The organism is Ensifer sp. NPDC090286, from assembly GCF_044769565.1.
Lineage (GTDB): Bacteria > Pseudomonadota > Alphaproteobacteria > Rhizobiales > Rhizobiaceae > Ensifer.
Map to the genome: position 1 here is coordinate 315,332 of NZ_JBIVYF010000005.1, position 14,759 is coordinate 330,090.

General features: G+C 65.0%; 13 protein-coding genes and 1 riboswitch. Of the genes, 8 read left to right on the forward strand and 5 right to left on the reverse strand.

Translation table 11 applies throughout. The features are described from left to right. Nucleotides 1-450, reverse strand: a complete 450-nt coding sequence (locus tag ACIQUG_RS25665) for a pyridoxamine 5'-phosphate oxidase family protein (RefSeq protein WP_402324945.1) — start codon at nucleotides 448-450, stop codon at nucleotides 1-3. 230 nt (nucleotides 451-680) lie between these two features. On the opposite strand from ACIQUG_RS25665, the gene ACIQUG_RS25670 reads away from it, so the two are divergent. From ACIQUG_RS25670 to ACIQUG_RS25680, 3 genes are all read left to right on the forward strand, one after another. Beyond that, a complete protein-coding gene (locus tag ACIQUG_RS25670) occupies nucleotides 681-2,159 on the forward strand; it encodes an SLC13 family permease (protein ID WP_402324947.1) in 1,479 nt (492 codons plus the stop codon). Nucleotides 2,160-2,333: 174 nt separating this feature from the next. Further along, nucleotides 2,334-3,506 (forward strand): glycerate kinase, encoded by a 1,173-nt coding sequence (locus tag ACIQUG_RS25675; protein ID WP_402324949.1) that lies wholly within the window; start codon nucleotides 2,334-2,336, stop codon nucleotides 3,504-3,506. 141 nt (nucleotides 3,507-3,647) lie between these two features. Next, on the forward strand, nucleotides 3,648-4,355 hold the full coding sequence (locus ACIQUG_RS25680) for a class I SAM-dependent methyltransferase (protein WP_402324951.1): 708 nt from the start codon (nucleotides 3,648-3,650) through the stop codon (nucleotides 4,353-4,355). 24 nt (nucleotides 4,356-4,379) lie between these two features. On the opposite strand, the gene ACIQUG_RS25685 is transcribed toward ACIQUG_RS25680, so the two are convergent. Further along, the gene (locus ACIQUG_RS25685) at nucleotides 4,380-5,777 is read right to left on the reverse strand and encodes a S8 family serine peptidase (protein WP_402324953.1); all 1,398 of its coding nucleotides are present in this window, start codon (nucleotides 5,775-5,777) and stop codon (nucleotides 4,380-4,382) included. Nucleotides 5,778-5,934: 157 nt separating this feature from the next. On the opposite strand from ACIQUG_RS25685, the gene ACIQUG_RS25690 reads away from it, so the two are divergent. Together ACIQUG_RS25690 and ACIQUG_RS25695 are read left to right on the forward strand one after the other, a co-directional pair. After that, entirely contained in the window at nucleotides 5,935-6,477 is a 543-nt protein-coding gene (locus ACIQUG_RS25690; RefSeq protein WP_043621403.1) for an RNA polymerase sigma factor, read from the forward strand. After that, nucleotides 6,474-7,274 (forward strand): anti-sigma factor family protein, encoded by an 801-nt coding sequence (locus ACIQUG_RS25695; RefSeq protein ID WP_402324955.1) that lies wholly within the window; start codon nucleotides 6,474-6,476, stop codon nucleotides 7,272-7,274. The genes ACIQUG_RS25690 and ACIQUG_RS25695 overlap by 4 nt, the downstream gene beginning before the upstream one ends. A 43-nt stretch (nucleotides 7,275-7,317) precedes the next feature. Here the strand turns inward: ACIQUG_RS25695 and ACIQUG_RS25700 are convergent, their stop codons facing one another. Continuing rightward, the gene (locus ACIQUG_RS25700; RefSeq protein ID WP_402324957.1) at nucleotides 7,318-7,800 is read right to left on the reverse strand and encodes an Lrp/AsnC family transcriptional regulator; all 483 of its coding nucleotides are present in this window, start codon (nucleotides 7,798-7,800) and stop codon (nucleotides 7,318-7,320) included. A 154-nt stretch (nucleotides 7,801-7,954) separates the two neighbouring features. Between ACIQUG_RS25700 and ACIQUG_RS25705 the strand changes: the two genes are divergently transcribed. Genes ACIQUG_RS25705 through ACIQUG_RS25715 form a run of 3 tightly spaced genes read left to right on the forward strand, consistent with a single transcriptional unit; the run spans nucleotide 7,955 to nucleotide 11,607 of the window. After that, complete coding sequence (locus ACIQUG_RS25705; protein WP_402324959.1) at nucleotides 7,955-9,160, forward strand: diaminopropionate ammonia-lyase; 1,206 nt, start codon at nucleotides 7,955-7,957, stop codon at nucleotides 9,158-9,160. Between the two features lie 3 nt (nucleotides 9,161-9,163). After that, complete coding sequence (locus ACIQUG_RS25710) at nucleotides 9,164-10,339, forward strand: M20 aminoacylase family protein (protein ID WP_402324961.1); 1,176 nt, start codon at nucleotides 9,164-9,166, stop codon at nucleotides 10,337-10,339. Between the two features lie 29 nt (nucleotides 10,340-10,368). Continuing rightward, nucleotides 10,369-11,607: a Zn-dependent hydrolase gene (locus tag ACIQUG_RS25715; RefSeq protein ID WP_402324962.1), complete on the forward strand. Its 1,239-nt coding sequence runs from the start codon at nucleotides 10,369-10,371 to the stop codon at nucleotides 11,605-11,607. A 160-nt stretch (nucleotides 11,608-11,767) separates the two neighbouring features. On the opposite strand, the gene ACIQUG_RS25720 is transcribed toward ACIQUG_RS25715, so the two are convergent. Both ACIQUG_RS25720 and thiC read right to left on the reverse strand, forming a co-directional pair. Beyond that, nucleotides 11,768-12,334 (reverse strand): hypothetical protein, encoded by a 567-nt coding sequence (locus tag ACIQUG_RS25720; protein ID WP_402324963.1) that lies wholly within the window; start codon nucleotides 12,332-12,334, stop codon nucleotides 11,768-11,770. 358 nt (nucleotides 12,335-12,692) lie between these two features. Then, entirely contained in the window at nucleotides 12,693-14,516 is a 1,824-nt protein-coding gene (thiC, locus tag ACIQUG_RS25725) for a phosphomethylpyrimidine synthase ThiC (protein WP_402324965.1), read from the reverse strand. 89 nt (nucleotides 14,517-14,605) lie between these two features. Beyond that, a riboswitch (TPP riboswitch) is annotated at nucleotides 14,606-14,734 on the reverse strand. Nucleotides 14,735-14,759 lie beyond the last annotated feature (25 nt).

The window sequence follows — 14,759 nt, forward strand, 5'->3', positions numbered from 1 at the left end:
TCAACCCAAGGACGCTGCCCGTCCGGTTACCTCGTCGATCTCGATTTCGAAGAAGAGATGCGGCGAGGCGCCGGCAATCACCTGGTCGCCAGGCTTCAGGCCGCCCGGTTCCCACCAGTTCACGCGCTGTTCGAGAAGCGCCCAGGCGTTCAAGCGCTCTCGGTGCCATTGTTTCGTATCCGGCAATTCCTGATAGCGGCCATAGATGACGACACTTCGCCAGGCCTGCCGGTCCGTTGCCGTGTCCAGCTGAATGCAGACGCGGGGATTGGCCCGCATCCAGTCGATCTTCTGTCCGGGCATCGAAAACCCGTAGAGCCTGTTGGCGGCAAAAGCATACTGGATGGGGACGACATAGGGCCGGCCATCCCGGGCGCATGCAAGACGAGCGATGTGGTTCTCGGCGACGAGGTCGATGCATTCCTGCCGCGACATTTCCCTGATCAACATGAAACTCTCCTTTTCAAAGAGGTCATCTGGCCACCAGTCTCTGCCGGTCCGGCGAGCCGGCATTGATCTCGCTCAAGTCTGGTCATTGGACGCGAAGTCCGAAAAATCTTCAGGCGCGAGGGAATAAACTTGCCGACACCGCGTTTGCCCTCCCACGAAATCAGCCTGACAGCTTCGTGTGGCGCGGTTGCCGCGTGCGAGCGTCGGGCCAGCAAAAAGGGAGCGTAGCTATGACCATCAGCCCGGTGATCGCTTCGGAAAAAGACCTCGTCACCCTGAACGCGGCGGTGGCCGAACGCATCGACGGCCATATGCCGGTGAGCCAGGTGCGCCTGCTCGTCGGCGCGATGCTCGTCGCCTTTGCGGCCGTCCTGATTTTTCTCGCGGCTGACGGTCTGGCTCTGCCGATGCGGCTTTCGCTGATGGTGTTTGCGACGACGCTGATCTGCTGGACGATCTTCGACCTGCCGGAAACGCCGGTGGCGCTTGCCGGGGCGGCGGCCTTGGCCGTGACCGGTGCCGTCGGCGAGGAGGCGGTTTACGCCGCGCTCGGCAACGACATCGTCTGGCTGATGATGGCGGCATCGGTGATTGCGGCGGTGTTGCAGGCATCCGGCCTCGTCGAGCGGCTCGCCTTCCGGCTTCTCGCCCGTTTCCGCGACGTCAGCCGATTGTTCTGGGTGGTGACGCTGACGATCTTCGTGACCGCTTTCGTCATTCCCTCGACCTCGGCACGGGCGGCCATTTTCATGCCCGTCTTCCTGGGACTCGCCTCGACCATCGGCCGTCCCGGCATCACCCGCGCTTTGGCGCTGCTGTTTCCGTCGGTGATCCTGCTTTCGGCGGCCGCTTCGCTGACCGGTGCCGGCGCCCATCTCGTTGCCGTCGATTTCATTCGCCGCAGCGGTGGCGAAGCACCGGGCTTCCTCGGCTGGGCCTTGTTGGCAGCGCCCTTTGCGCTGCTGACGAGCCTGATTGCCTGCGGCCTGATCCTGCGTTTCTTCCTCGACGATGCCGATCGGAACTGGCGCCTCGAGCTGCCGGCCGCACCGACGGAAAAACGCCCGTTCTCAGCACGCGACAAGGCGATCCTCGCTGTCACCGCGGCGATCGTCGCCGCACTCGCGACCTCGGACCTGCACGGCATCGCGCTGCCGGTGGTGGCACTCGTCGGCGCCCTGATCCTGGCGTCGGAAAAGATCTCCGGCATGCCGTTTCGCAAGGCGCTGAAAGGTGTGGAGTGGAACCTGCTTCTGTTTCTTGCCGGCACGCTCGTCATCGGCGAAGCGCTGCTGTCGACCGGAACGGCGACCGAGCTTGCCGATCGCCTGATCGGCGCCTTCGGCCAGATCGGCAAGCCGCCGGCGTGGCTGGTCGTGCTTCTTGCCATCGCCGTCGCGACCTTTGCCCATATCGTCATTGCCTCGCGAACGGCGCGGGCGACGGTGCTCATTCCGGCCGTGGCGCTGCCGCTGGCGGGCTTCGGGGTCAGCCCCGCCAGCCTCATCATGGTCACAGCTATAGGTAGTGGCTTCTGCCAGACGCTGATGGTTTCGGCCAAACCCGTTGCGCTGTTCGGAGGCATGGAACCGCCGGCTTTCAGCCCTTCCGATCTGCTGCGTCTGGCCTTGATGCTGGCGCTCCCGTTCATCGCGCTGCTTGCCCTTTTCGCCCTTGTGATCTGGCCGGCAATCGGTTTGGCGACGTAACGATAAACAACTGATATATATATACATTTTTTGAGCCGAAGCGTCGTTCGCTTCGGCTCTTTTGTTTTTCTTTCGGCAAAAGAAAGAATTCTGCATTTCGGGCGGAATAAACGTCGCGAGCCGCCGTTTCTCCATTGCATCCGCATTGTCACAAAAGTGCAAGGAGATTGTCACATGTCACTTACCATTCTGGTTGCACCGTCCGGTTTCAAGGAAAGCCTGTCGGCGGAAGAAGCTGCCGATTGCATCGAGAGGGGCGTGCTGCGCGCCTGCCCGAATGCCGAGGTTCTGAAGGTGCCCATGGTCGACGGCGGTGAAGGTTTCACCAAGGCGCTCGTCGCAATTACCGGCGGCAGCCTGCACGAACTTGATGTCACCGGTCCGCTCGGCGAGCCAGTCGCCTCACATTTCGGTTTTCTCGGGGGACAGTCCGAACGCACGGCCGTCATCGAAATGGCGGCGGCCGCCGGTCTGCGGCTGGTGCCGCGCGATCGCCGCAACCCCTGCATCACCACCAGCTACGGTGTCGGTGAACTGATCCGGGCGGCACTCGACGCCGGTGCCCGCCGTATCCTGCTCGGCTGCGGCGACAGCGGCATCAACGATGGCGGCGCCGGCATGGCCGCGGCCTTGGGCGTGAAGCTGCTCGACAGCGATGGCAACCCGCTTGCGCCCGGCGGTGCGGCCCTTGCCGCGCTGGCAAGCATCGATATGTCCGGTCGCGATCCGCGTCTTGCCGAGGTTCGCATCGACGCGGCCGTCAACTGGCATAATGTGCTGCTCGGCGAACGCGGCGTCGCCCGCGTCTTCGGGCCGCAGAAGGGCGCGACGCCGGAGCAGGTGGAGCTGCTCGCGGCAGCGATGGAGACCTATGCCGCGGCCATTCAGGCGACGACCGGTATTGCGGTCGGCGACGCACCGGGAGCGGGCGCGTCCGGCGGGCTCGGCGCGGCGATCATGGGGCTGCTCGGCGGCGCGCTGCATCCGCGCTACGACATCGTCATGCGTTATCTCGATCTCGACAGCATGATCGGCAGGGCCGACCTGGTGATCACCGCCGAAGGCAGCCTCGACGGGCAGACGCCGTTCGGCAAGGTGCCGGCCGAGGTCGGCCACAGGGCCAAGGACGCTGGACGCCCGGTCATCGCGCTCGCCGGCACCATCGGCAAGGGCGTGACCCTCAACTTCGATCACGGCATCGATGCCTTCGCCTCGATCCTGAAGGCGCCGTGCACCCTCGACGACGCCATCAATGCAGCGCCGAAACTGCTGGTGCGTGCCGCGGAAGACGCCGTGCGCATGGTGCGCGTCGGCATGCTCCTGAACGAGCGTGGACTGGCTGCCTGATTGATGCATTGACCGGTCTGGCGGGATGGTGGCGCTGCCGTCTCCCGCCGGAACCGCACGGGTGGCTACCGTCACGCAATCGCCGAGATTGTCCTCTCAGTCTTCGTAAACGCAGGGTGGATCACGAGGACCAAACGTCAAATGTCAAACGGATGGGAAGAGTCGGCGGCGGCCTGGATTTCCGGGCTGGGCGTCGAAGGGGATTTTGCGCGGCGGTTCGTTCTCGATGCGCCCATGCTCGAACGGGCGCGGCAAAGCGGGGCAAGAACGGTCCTCGATGTCGGGTGCGGCGAGGGGCGGTTCTGCCGGCTGCTTACGGCGGAGGGACTGAGCACGGTCGGCATCGATCCCGCCGGGTCGCTCGTTGGTCAGGCGAGACGCCTGCATCCGGATGGTGACTATCGCATCGCACAGGCCGAAGAGTTGCCTTTTGCGGACGAGACCTTCGATCTCGTCGCTGCCTATCTCAGCCTCATCGACATCGCCGACCTGGAGGCGGCGATCGGCGAGATGAACCGGGTTCTGCGCCCGGGCGGTCATCTGCTGATCGCGAACCTGACCAGCTTCTATAGCGCCAGCAACCCGACTGGCTGGCGCGATGGCGCTGACGGCAAGCGCTGTTTCATGATCGACCATTACATGGACGAACGGTCCGATTGGATCGGCTGGGGCGATCTTCTGGTGATGAACTGGCACCGGCCGCTCAGCACCTACATGTCGCTGTTGTTGGGAGCGGGCCTGCAGTTGCGCTATTTCGACGAACCATTGCCGCGGGGCGGCGACCCGGAACAGACGGATCTCTTTCGAAGGGTTCCCTCGTTCCTGGTCATGGACTGGCAAAAGCCGTAGTTCCGTACCGCTCGTTCGCCGCTCCTACGAGCGGCAGAGTTCGCGGGCGTTGAGAACGCCCCAGCCAAACACAGGATCCTTGCCCGGTGCGCCAAGATCCTGCGTCGTCTCGGTGACGAGCTTTGCGACTTCTGCCGCCGAGAGATCAGGATGCGATGCCCGCAGGATGGCGGCGGCAGCCGTGACGAAGGGGGCGGCAAAGGAGGTGCCGGTTCGCGGCGCTGCGCCCTCGATCGACGCCGCCGTCCAGACGCGGGTGCCGAGTGCCGCGACATCGATATGGTCGCCCCGCCCGGCGCGGCGATAGGGCTTGAAATTGCGGTCGACGGCGGTGACCGCAATCATCGCCGGATAGGCGGCAGGATAGACGGGCTTTGCCCTCGGGCCGTCATTGCCGGCCGCCGCCACCTGGATGATGTTCCGCTCGGCCACAAGCGCGACGGTCTTTTCGAGCAGCAGGTTGTGCGGCCCGGAGAGGCTCATGTTGATGACCGTGACCTTGCGCGAGGCCAGGAGGTCGATGGCACGCACGAGATCGTAGGTCTCGGCGATATCGCTTTCGCCGCCCTTGCGCTGGAAGGCGTCGACGGCGATCAGATGGGCATTGCCGAGCAGCCCCGGCGCGCGGCTGTCCCTCCGTCCGGCGATGAGGGCGGCAACCGCGGTCCCGTGCTGGCGCCCGGATTCCGGCGCCTCTTCCTCCGCCAGCCTGACGATGTCGAGCTTGACGTCCTTGAGCGAGGGATGGGCGGGATTGATCGCCGTGTCGATCAGCCCGATCGGGCCGGCGGCCGTGCAAGCCGCGCTGGCGTCCGGCCAGCCGATGGCGGTGCGAACGAGCGCGCAACCACCGTCGGCGCAGGGAGCGGGTGAGGCGGCGCCTTCGTTCGGGTCGAAATAATGGTTGAGATCGGCGATCGCTCCGGGCGTCGCATCCGCGACCTGCTGGCGTGCGTCTTCGAGCGCCGTGCCGCGGGGCGCGCCGAGCTTGATGATCTCTGTCGTCGAAAGCCCGAGCGGCTCTCTTGCGCGCACCGTAAAGCCGCTTTCCGTCAGGCGCTGGACGGCGGCCTCGTCGAGGCCGAGCGCGATGATTTCGCCCGGCACATGGGTCGCCCGGCGGGCCGGCGGACGCTGGCGCACGACACGTCGCTCCGGCGTTCCGCGGAAAAGGTCAAGCAGGTTGCCGCCGCCTCCGCCCCAGCTGCCGCTCGAGCCGCGATCGCTGGAGCTGCGTGACGAGCCGCCACCACTGCCGCCGTCGTCATCGTCGCCCCCATCGTCGTCGTCCGCCTGGGCCTGGCCAACCCAGGAAAAGCGAAGGGCCGACTGGCCGTCGCTGCTGCCAAAGGAGAGGTCCCCCGCGCCCGCAGCCAGGCCACACAACGACAGGACGGACATTCGAAACAGGCGGTTTTTCAAGGTTTTCTCCTTGTGCAACGGCATCCGAAAACGAAAGCTTACCGTGAATGAAAGGACCATAAGTGGTGACTTTCGGGTGTAGTTCCCATAACGCTCAACGGATGAATGGACAAATTATTCCACCGGGAACGAAGGGTTTTACCCAAAGAGGCGCCCGATGACGGACCCGACCATCGCCTTCGGTGAGCGCCTGGTCGCGTTCCTGCCTAACCTGCGCCGCTTTGCCATTTCGCTTTGCCGCTCGCGGGATGTGGCCGACGACCTGGTGCAGGCGGCTTGCGAAAAGGCGCTTGCCGGTTCCGACCGCTTCGAAGAAGGCACGCGTTTCGATGCGTGGATGTTCCGAATCCTGCGCAACCTGTGGATCGACCAGCTGCGCCGGCAGAAGACCGCCGGCCCGACGGAGGAGATCGAGGCGCAGGCCGAGCTCGCCGTCCCCTCCGGCGAAGCCGGGAGCGAGGCGCGCATGGCGCTGAAGAGCGTGGCGGCTGCGATCGACGGCCTGGTGCTTGAACAGCGGGAAGTGCTGATCCTCACCTGCGTCGAGGAGCTTTCCTACAAGGAGGCGGCCGAGGTTCTCGGCATTCCGATCGGAACCGTCATGAGCAGGCTTGCCCGGGCGCGCAAAAATCTTGCGGAGGCAACGGGAATAGAACCGCCGGTCGCGCGTTCACAGGACATGAGAGGCGGGACAAGATGAGCGACACGGAATTCAGCGATGAGATCTTGATGGCGTTCGCCGACGGCGAACTGGACGAGGAGACGACGCGTCGTGTCGAGGCGGCGATGGAAACGGACGACGAACTGATGGCGCGGATCGCGATGTTCATGGAAACGCGCGCCGCCGCAAGCGAGGCCCTGAAGCCGGTGCTCGACGAGCCGGTTCCGGACGAACTGGTCGCCAGGGTGCGGGCCATGGCGGCGGCGGCGAGTGGCACTGAAAGTGCTGCGGACGCGCCGACGGCCGGCGGCGACAATGTCGTGGCCTTCCGGCGCCCTGCGGATCAGCCGGCGTCGCCGAACGTCGGTCCCTCGCGATTTCTGATGGCGATGGCAGCGTCGCTGCTGGTGGTCGTCGGCGGCGCCGGCGGCTACCTGCTTCGCGGCGGCGGATTGGCGGACACCGGCGCGTTACAGGTGGCTGGCACCGTCGGCCCCGCGCTCGCCGCCATCCTCGACAAGGCGGCTTCGGGGGACGAAGTCGCCGTTGGTGAAGGCCAGGGGACGGTCCGTCTGGTATCGGCATTCGAACTCGGCTCGGGGCAGCTCTGCCGCGAATACGAACTTACCCAGCCCGGTGCGCCCGGCCTCGTTTCGGTTGCTTGCCGCAAGGCATCAAGCTGGCAGACGCGGCTCGCCGTCGCCAGACCGGAAGGCGGAGACGGCTATGCACCGGCCTCCTCGCTTGAGACCGTCGATGCTTTTCTGACTTCGATCGGCGCCGGGCAGCCGCTCGATGCGGACGCCGAGAAGAAGGCGCTCGCCGGCACGAAATAGACGGAGAATTCCACGTCGGGCAATCGCTGCGCTGCTTTCGGCCCTAAAGCGGGACCGAAAGCCCGACCTTCACCGGATCCATCGTCACGAAGGTGCGGAAGCGCTTGATGTTCGCGTTGCCGAAGAACATGCGCCGGGTGAAGGCCTCGTAATCGGCCATCGTCGGCACGATGACGACGAGCATGAAATCGACGTCGCCGGTGACGTAGTAGCATTGCTGCACCTCGGACGCGGCGGTAAAGGCTGCCTTTGCCGCATCGAGCAGGGCGATCTGCTCGCTCTCGACCTCCACTTCGACCAGGATCGTCAGCGCCTGGTTGACGCTGACCGGATCGACCAGGGCGACATTGGCGCGGATGACGCCGGTCTCCTCCATGCGCTTGATCCGTCGCTGCACGGCGGGCGCCGACAGATTGACCGCCTCGCCGATCTGGCGCTGCGGCGTCGTGTTGTCCTTCTGCAGGATGGCGAGGATCGCAAGATCGAAGCGATCCAGTTCGACCTGTGGCTTTTTCGACGGGGCCATCCAGTGCCTTTCGGTTCCTGCTCTCCGGCGCCGAAGGTGGAACTCCACGTCACGGCACCCCCTCAGCTTTACAAACTTGCATTCGCGACGGTCATTTAGAGCGCATTTCTCGGCGGCGATGAGATAGATTTTCGTGGTCTACGGAGATTGCACCATGTTTCTCGCCAATACCCATGCCGATTTCGGCCAGCCGCTGCTGCCTGCGGATGCGGACATGCTGTCGCTTGCGGCCGCCGCCCGTGTCGAGCAGCAACTTGCCCGCCGCCCCGACCATCGGGAGACGCCGCTTCATGCCTTGCCCGCCTTGGCGGAAGAGCTCGGTATCGCCGGCGTCTTCGTCAAAGATGAAGGCCACCGTCTGGGGCTTGGCAGCTTCAAGGCGCTTGGCGGCTCCTATGCGGTGATCCGGCTTGTGCTCGATGAGGCGGAACGGCGTCTCGGGCGCAGCGTCGATCTCGACGATCTGGACCGGCCCGAGGTTCGGGCGATCGCCGCCGCCCAGACATTCGGCTGCGCCACCGATGGCAATCACGGCCGCTCGGTCGCCATGGGCGCCCGGCTTGTCGGCGCGAAATCGGTGATCTTCGTTCATGCGGGCGTTAGCGAGAAGCGCATCGAGGCGATTGCGGCCTATGGCGCCGAGATTGTCCGGGTCGCCGGGACCTATGACGATTCCGTCCGCGAGGCCGCGCGGGTCTGTGACGAGAATGGCTGGACGGTGGTCTCGGATACGACCTGGCCTGGCTACGAATACATTCCCGGCCTGGTGATGCAGGGCTATACGGCGCTGCTGAGCGAGGCGCTGCGGCAGATGGAAGAGCCGCCGACCCATGTCTTCGTGCAGGCGGGCGTCGGCGGCATTGCCGCGGCGACCGCGGGGCATCTGGCGTTGCGTTATGGCGCGCAACGTCCACGTTTCGTCGTCGTCGATCCGGCGCGCGCCGCCTGCCTCTACGAAAGCGCCAGGGCCGGCCATCCGGTCAAGGTGGCGCATGGCGAGGCGACGATCATGGCGATGCTCGAATGCTACGAGCCGTCGCTCGTCGCCTGGCGTATCCTGTCCCGTGCAGCCGATGCTTTCATGACCGTCGACGAGGAGGATGCGGTTTCGGTGATGAACCGCTTGGCGCGGCCCGCAGGCTCTGACCCGGCGATCGTGTCCGGTGAAAGCGGCGGCGTCGGCCTGGCCGGATTGCTGTCGGTTGCCCGTGATCCGGCGCTACGGGAGACGCTCGGATTGACGGCCCAATCGCGCGTCTTCGTCATCAATACCGAGGGCGCGACCGACCCCGAGCGTTATGCCGCCCTCGTCGGCTTGTCGCCCGAGGCCGTCGCAAATACATCGAACGAGAGGAGCTGAGCCATGGCGGAAATGGATTTCGAGCGGCTTGTGAAGGACATGACCGCGTGGCGGCGCGACCTGCATGCGCACCCGGAATTCGGCTTCGAGGAACAGCGCACCTCATCCTTCGTCGCGGCCAAGCTCCGGGAGTTCGGGCTCGACGAGGTGGTGGAGGGGGTCGGAGGTACCGGTGTCGTCGGCCGCTTGAAACGCGGCAGCGGCAACCGCGCCGTAGCACTTCGGGCCGATATGGATGCGCTCAGGATACCGGAGCAGGGAGAACTTCCATATCGCTCGACGAAGCCCGGCACCATGCATGCCTGTGGCCATGACGGTCACACGGCCATGCTGCTCGGCGCCGCCAAGATGCTCGTCGAAGATGGCGGCTTCGACGGCACTGCCTGCTTCATTTTCCAGCCGGCCGAGGAGTGGGGCAAGGGCGCGCTCGCGATGCTCGACGACGGGCTGATGGAGCGCTTTCCCTTCGACGAAATCTATGGCCTGCACAATATGCCGGGACTGCCCGTCGGCCGTTTCGAGACCCGCGTCGGCGCGATCATGTCGGCGGAGGACAATTTCGAGATCGTGCTGAAGGGCGTCGGCGGGCACGCGGCGCGGCCGCACTGGGGCAATGAGACGTTGGTTGCTGCCTGCGCCACCGTCGTCAATCTGCAGACGATCGTCTCGCGCCGACTGTCGCCGACCGATATCGGCGTTGTCTCTGTCACCGAGCTTTTGACCGATGGCACCCGTAACGCGTTGCCCGGTCTCGCCCGCATCCTCGGCGATGCCCGCAGCTTCCGCCCGGAGGTCAGCGCCAAGATCGAGGCGGAGATGCGGGTGATCGCCAAGGGAACGGCGGATGCCTATGGCTGCGCGGTCGAGGTCAACTACACCCGCGAGTTCGTTCCGTTGATCAACGACGCGGCCTTGACCGGCCACGCCTTTGCCGCGGCGGAAGCGGTGTTCGGTGCTGCGAATGTCGCAACGGCCGCCGAGCCGATGACCGGCTCGGAGGATTTCGCCCGCTTCCTTGAACACGTGCCGGGCTGCTTCGTCTTCATCGGCAATGGCGAGGCATCGGCGCCGCTGCACAATCCCCTTTACGACTTCAATGACGACGCCCTGATCTTCGGCGCGCGTTATCACGCCGAGATTATCCGCCAGAGGCTGGCGCCGGCCGAAAGCCGGCCGTGAACCGAAATCCGCATGAAAGCAGGACCAAGATGCCATCTTCTTCCATCGATGCTGCGCGCCTGATCGGGCGTATCCAAGAATTCGGCGACATCGGTCGCGATGCGGAGGGGCGATTGACCCGGTTGGCCGGCTCCGACAACGACAAGGCCGGTCGCGATCGCCTCATCGTGTGGATCGAGGCGGCCGGGCTCGACGTTGCCGTCGACCGTATCGGCAACATCTTCGGCATCTGGCGCGACGAGGTAAACGGCGGCGAAGCGCCGGTCATGCTCGGCTCGCACATCGACACCGTTATCAACGCCGGTATCTATGACGGCTGTTACGGCGTGCTTGCCGGATTGGAAGTGATCGAGACGCTGAAGGGCAGTGGTGCGACGCCGGCCCGGCCGATCGTCATTGCCGCCTTCACCAATGAGGAGGGTGTGCGGTTTGCGCCCGACATGCTCGGCTCGCTCGTCTATGCCGGCGGTCTGCCGCTGGAGACGGCGCTCGCGACCATCGGCACGGATGGCTTGTTGCTGGGCGAGGAACTCGAGCGGATTGGCTATGCCGGTACCGCCGAGCCGGGGTTCCTCACTCCCCACGCCTATGTCGAGCTTCATATCGAGCAGGGGCCGGTGCTGCAGCGCGAGGGCTTTGCGATCGGTGCGGTCGAGAATCTGCAGGGCATCTCCTGGCAGCGGGTGACGATCGATGGCGTCGCCAACCACGCCGGCACGACACCGATGGCGATGCGTTCCGACGCCGGTCTCGCCGCCGCGCGGGTTGGCCTGTTCCTGCGCGAACATATTGCCCGGTCGAACGCGCCGAGTGTCGCGACCATCGGCACCATGCGTTTCGAGCCCGACGCGATCAACGTCATCCCGTCGCGTGCCACCTTCACCGTCGATCTGCGCGATCCGGACGAGGAACGGCTGCAGGCGCTCGAAACGGCGCTTGCGGACTTCCTTGTCCGTATCGCCGAGGAAGAGGGGGTGACGATCGCCGTCGAGCGGCTTGCACGCTTCCAGCCTGTGGCTTTCGATCAGGGCATCGTCGCAGCGATCGAGGCTTCGGCCAGCGCGCGGGGCCTCAAGAGCCGGCGCATGACCTCGGGCGCCGGCCATGACGCCCAGATGATCGCCCGCATCGCGCCGACGGCAATGATCTTCGTGCCGAGCCGCGACGGCATCAGCCACAACCCGCGCGAACACACGGAGCCGGACGAGCTCGTCGCCGGCGCCAATGTGTTGCTCGATGTGGTCGAGCGGATGGTGGGGAGTCGCTAGAGGGGTAGGGGTATGCGCGTACGTTGATTAAACGGGATCGATGTCGCGCTTCCCTCTTCCCGACATGCCAGGGCTTGGCCCGAGGATGCAGAGGCAGACGCTCTTATGTCTGCGATAAACAGCGCGCGTCACCCTTCGGCGCGGCGAAGCAGACGGCGCTTCAAGGCTCTTTTTTCGTGTGACCCGCACTTTTATGGGATGCCGCATCGCCCTTCTGCCGGGTGGAGGATTCTGGCCCGCTCCCCTCGGCGGGATCTTCCGGTGTCTGACGGAAAAGATTGAGGAAGCTGCTGCCGCCGTGCCATACGCCGCCGGTCGGTCCGTAGTCCCGCGAATCGTGCGAGGACGAGCGGCTCTCGTTATCGCTGAAACTGCCGTCGATAGGGCCGCCTCCGCCACCTGCGCCTGTCCCGCCGGGCTCTAAACCCTCGACACCGGAGCCTGAGCCATCACCGCCGCCCTCTACGCCGTGGCTTCCGCCACCCACCGTGCCGTCGCCTCCACCGTTCTCGCCGCCGCCGTTCTCGCCACCACCTGGGGCACCTTCACCATTCGAGCCGCCGGTTTCGGTCTCGTCCGCGTGGGCGATGGAAATCCAGGAAAAGCCCGCGGTAAAACGCCCGCCGTCACCAAGGCGCGGCAGATCTCCGGCGAGTGCTGCAAGGCCTCCTATCGAAAGGGCCGTCAGTCTCAGCAGGCGTGTCCTCACGTCATTCTCCTTGGGCAAGCGACATCCTTGCGTTGGTCCGCAAGACCTTCTGCGCGGCAGAAGACGGCAGCTTGGCGCGAATGAATTTCGCCGACAGCGACTTTTGCGCGAGCCTTGCATAACGTTCAATCGATGTGGGGACAAGCTCATCGGCTGCCGGGCGACGTGATGCGCGGGGAGCGGGGCTGCCGTGAGGGGACAGCGGAAAACTGCACAAATGGCGCGCGTGGCAGGGATTGCAGGGGTGGGTTTCGACGCTCAAGCAGGCCAGGAGACGGTGAAGGAGGCCGTCGACGATCACCGATTCGTGACCGCGGTCGGAAGTCGTGAGCGAACGGAAGGGGCCGGTACCGACCCCTTCCGATGCTTGCGACGCCTACTCTGCCGGGCCAGCGGCCCCTTCCACCGGCATATAGAGGTCGCCGCCCTCGCGGTACTTCGCGGCCATCGCCTCCAGCCCTTCCTTCTGCGCCTCGGCCCGGATGTCGTGCGAGATCCGCATGGAGCAGAATTTCGGGCCGCACATGGAGCAGAAATGCGCGACCTTGTGCGCCTCCTTCGGCAGGGTCTCGTCGTGGAAATTGCGGGCTGTTTCCGGGTCGAGCGAGAGGTTGAACTGGTCTTCCCAGCGGAACTCGAAGCGGGCGCGCGACAGCGCGTCGTCGCGCACCTGGGCTGCCGGATGACCCTTGGCGAGATCGGCGGCATGGGCGGCGATCTTGTAGGTGATGACGCCGACCTTCACGTCGTTGCGGTCAGGCAGGCCGAGATGCTCCTTCGGCGTGACGTAGCAGAGCATGGCGGTGCCGAACCAGCCGATCATCGCAGCACCGATCCCCGATGTGATGTGGTCGTAGCCGGGGGCAATGTCCGTCGTTAGCGGTCCGAGCGTGTAGAACGGCGCTTCGCCGCAGACGGCGAGCTGCTTGTCCATATTCTCCTTGATCTTGTGCATCGGCACGTGGCCGGGGCCTTCGATCATGACCTGACAATCCTTGGACCAGGCGATCTTGGTGAGCTCGCCGAGCGTTTCGAGTTCGGCGAATTGCGCGGAGTCATTGGCGTCGGCGATCGAGCCCGGGCGCAGGCCGTCGCCGAGCGAGAAGGAGACGTCATAGGCGCGGCAGATGTCGCAGATCTCCTCGAAATGCTCGTAGAGGAAGCTCTCGCGGTGGTGGTGCAGACACCACTTGGCCATGATCGAGCCGCCGCGCGAGACGATGCCGGTGACGCGGTCGACGGTGAGCGGGATGTAGTGCAGGCGGACGCCTGCATGGATGGTGAAATAATCGACGCCCTGTTCGGCCTGCTCGATCAGCGTGTCGCGATAGACTTTCCAGGTGAGGTCCTCGGCAATGCCGTTGACTTTTTCCAGCGCCTGGTAGAGCGGTACGGTGCCGATCGGAACCGGCGAATTGCGGATGATCCATTCGCGGATGTTGTGGATGTTGCGGCCGGTCGAAAGGTCCATGACCGTGTCGGCGCCCCAGCGCGTCGCCCAGACCATCTTTTCGACTTCCTCGGCCATCGACGAGGTGACGGCGGAGTTGCCGATGTTGGCGTTGATCTTCACCAGGAAGTTCCGGCCGATGATCATCGGTTCGGATTCCGGATGGTTGATGTTGGCGGGCAGGATCGCCCGGCCGCTGGCGATTTCCTGGCGGACGAATTCGGGCGTGACATGATCCGGAACGTGAGCGCCGAAGCTCTCGCCGTCGCGGACCTTTGCGCGCGCCGCGTCGCGGCCGAGGTTCTCGCGGATCGCCACAAACTCCATCTCCGGCGTGATGATGCCGGCGCGGGCATAGGCAAGCTGCGTCACGGCTCGGCCACCCGTGGCCTTCAGCGGCGCATGCTGGAACGGGAAGGTCGGTGTCAGCCGGTCGCCGCTCACGAAGCCGTTGTCTTCGGGACGAACCGTTCGTCCCTCATAGGTCTCGACATCGCCGCGGTCGACGATCCAGTTGCGGCGCAGCCGCGGCAGGCCGTCCTCGATGCGGATCTCGGCACCGTCGGCGGTATAAGCGCCAGAGGAATCATAGACCGTGACCGGTTGCTCGCCCGAGGTCGGGTGCAGAGCAATCTCGCGCATCGGCACGCGAATATCCGGATGAAGAACGCCCGGCTTGTGGATCTTTCGGGAGGCCGGAAGCGGGCCTTGCGTGACCGTGAGGGCTGCGGGTTTGGTGGCAATATTCATGACGAGGCTCCAAGTTGCGATTGGAGACCCAGTTCTGATGCCGGAAAGATGAAAGACGCTCCGCCAGGTGCTCACCGCACGGAATCCTGGCTTCGATATCTGCACCGTCCCTACGCCAGTATGAACTGGATCAGGTTCAACGGGTCACTGCGCTATAGCCGGCAAGCCGGCCATCCAGCAGAATCTCAGCCCCTTGCGGGACCCCCCTGGTGAATGCCTAGATCATAGCCATCGAACGGCCCG

Excerpts from the sequence above, each read along its gene's own strand:
- ACIQUG_RS25715 (WP_402324962.1), top strand. The coding sequence starts at position 10,369 with ATGCCATCTTCTTCCATCGATGCTGCGCGCCTGATCGGGCGTATCCAA.
- ACIQUG_RS25690 (WP_043621403.1), top strand. The coding sequence starts at position 5,935 with ATGACGGACCCGACCATCGCCTTCGGTGAGCGCCTGGTCGCGTTCCTG.
- ACIQUG_RS25700 (WP_402324957.1), bottom strand. The coding sequence starts at position 7,800 with ATGGCCCCGTCGAAAAAGCCACAGGTCGAACTGGATCGCTTCGATCTT.
- ACIQUG_RS25710 (WP_402324961.1), top strand. The coding sequence starts at position 9,164 with ATGGCGGAAATGGATTTCGAGCGGCTTGTGAAGGACATGACCGCGTGG.
- thiC (WP_402324965.1), bottom strand. The coding sequence starts at position 14,516 with ATGAATATTGCCACCAAACCCGCAGCCCTCACGGTCACGCAAGGCCCG.
- ACIQUG_RS25670 (WP_402324947.1), top strand. The coding sequence starts at position 681 with ATGACCATCAGCCCGGTGATCGCTTCGGAAAAAGACCTCGTCACCCTG.
- ACIQUG_RS25665 (WP_402324945.1), bottom strand. The coding sequence starts at position 450 with ATGTTGATCAGGGAAATGTCGCGGCAGGAATGCATCGACCTCGTCGCC.
- ACIQUG_RS25680 (WP_402324951.1), top strand. The coding sequence starts at position 3,648 with ATGTCAAACGGATGGGAAGAGTCGGCGGCGGCCTGGATTTCCGGGCTG.
- ACIQUG_RS25675 (WP_402324949.1), top strand. The coding sequence starts at position 2,334 with ATGTCACTTACCATTCTGGTTGCACCGTCCGGTTTCAAGGAAAGCCTG.
- ACIQUG_RS25705 (WP_402324959.1), top strand. The coding sequence starts at position 7,955 with ATGTTTCTCGCCAATACCCATGCCGATTTCGGCCAGCCGCTGCTGCCT.
- ACIQUG_RS25695 (WP_402324955.1), top strand. The coding sequence starts at position 6,474 with ATGAGCGACACGGAATTCAGCGATGAGATCTTGATGGCGTTCGCCGAC.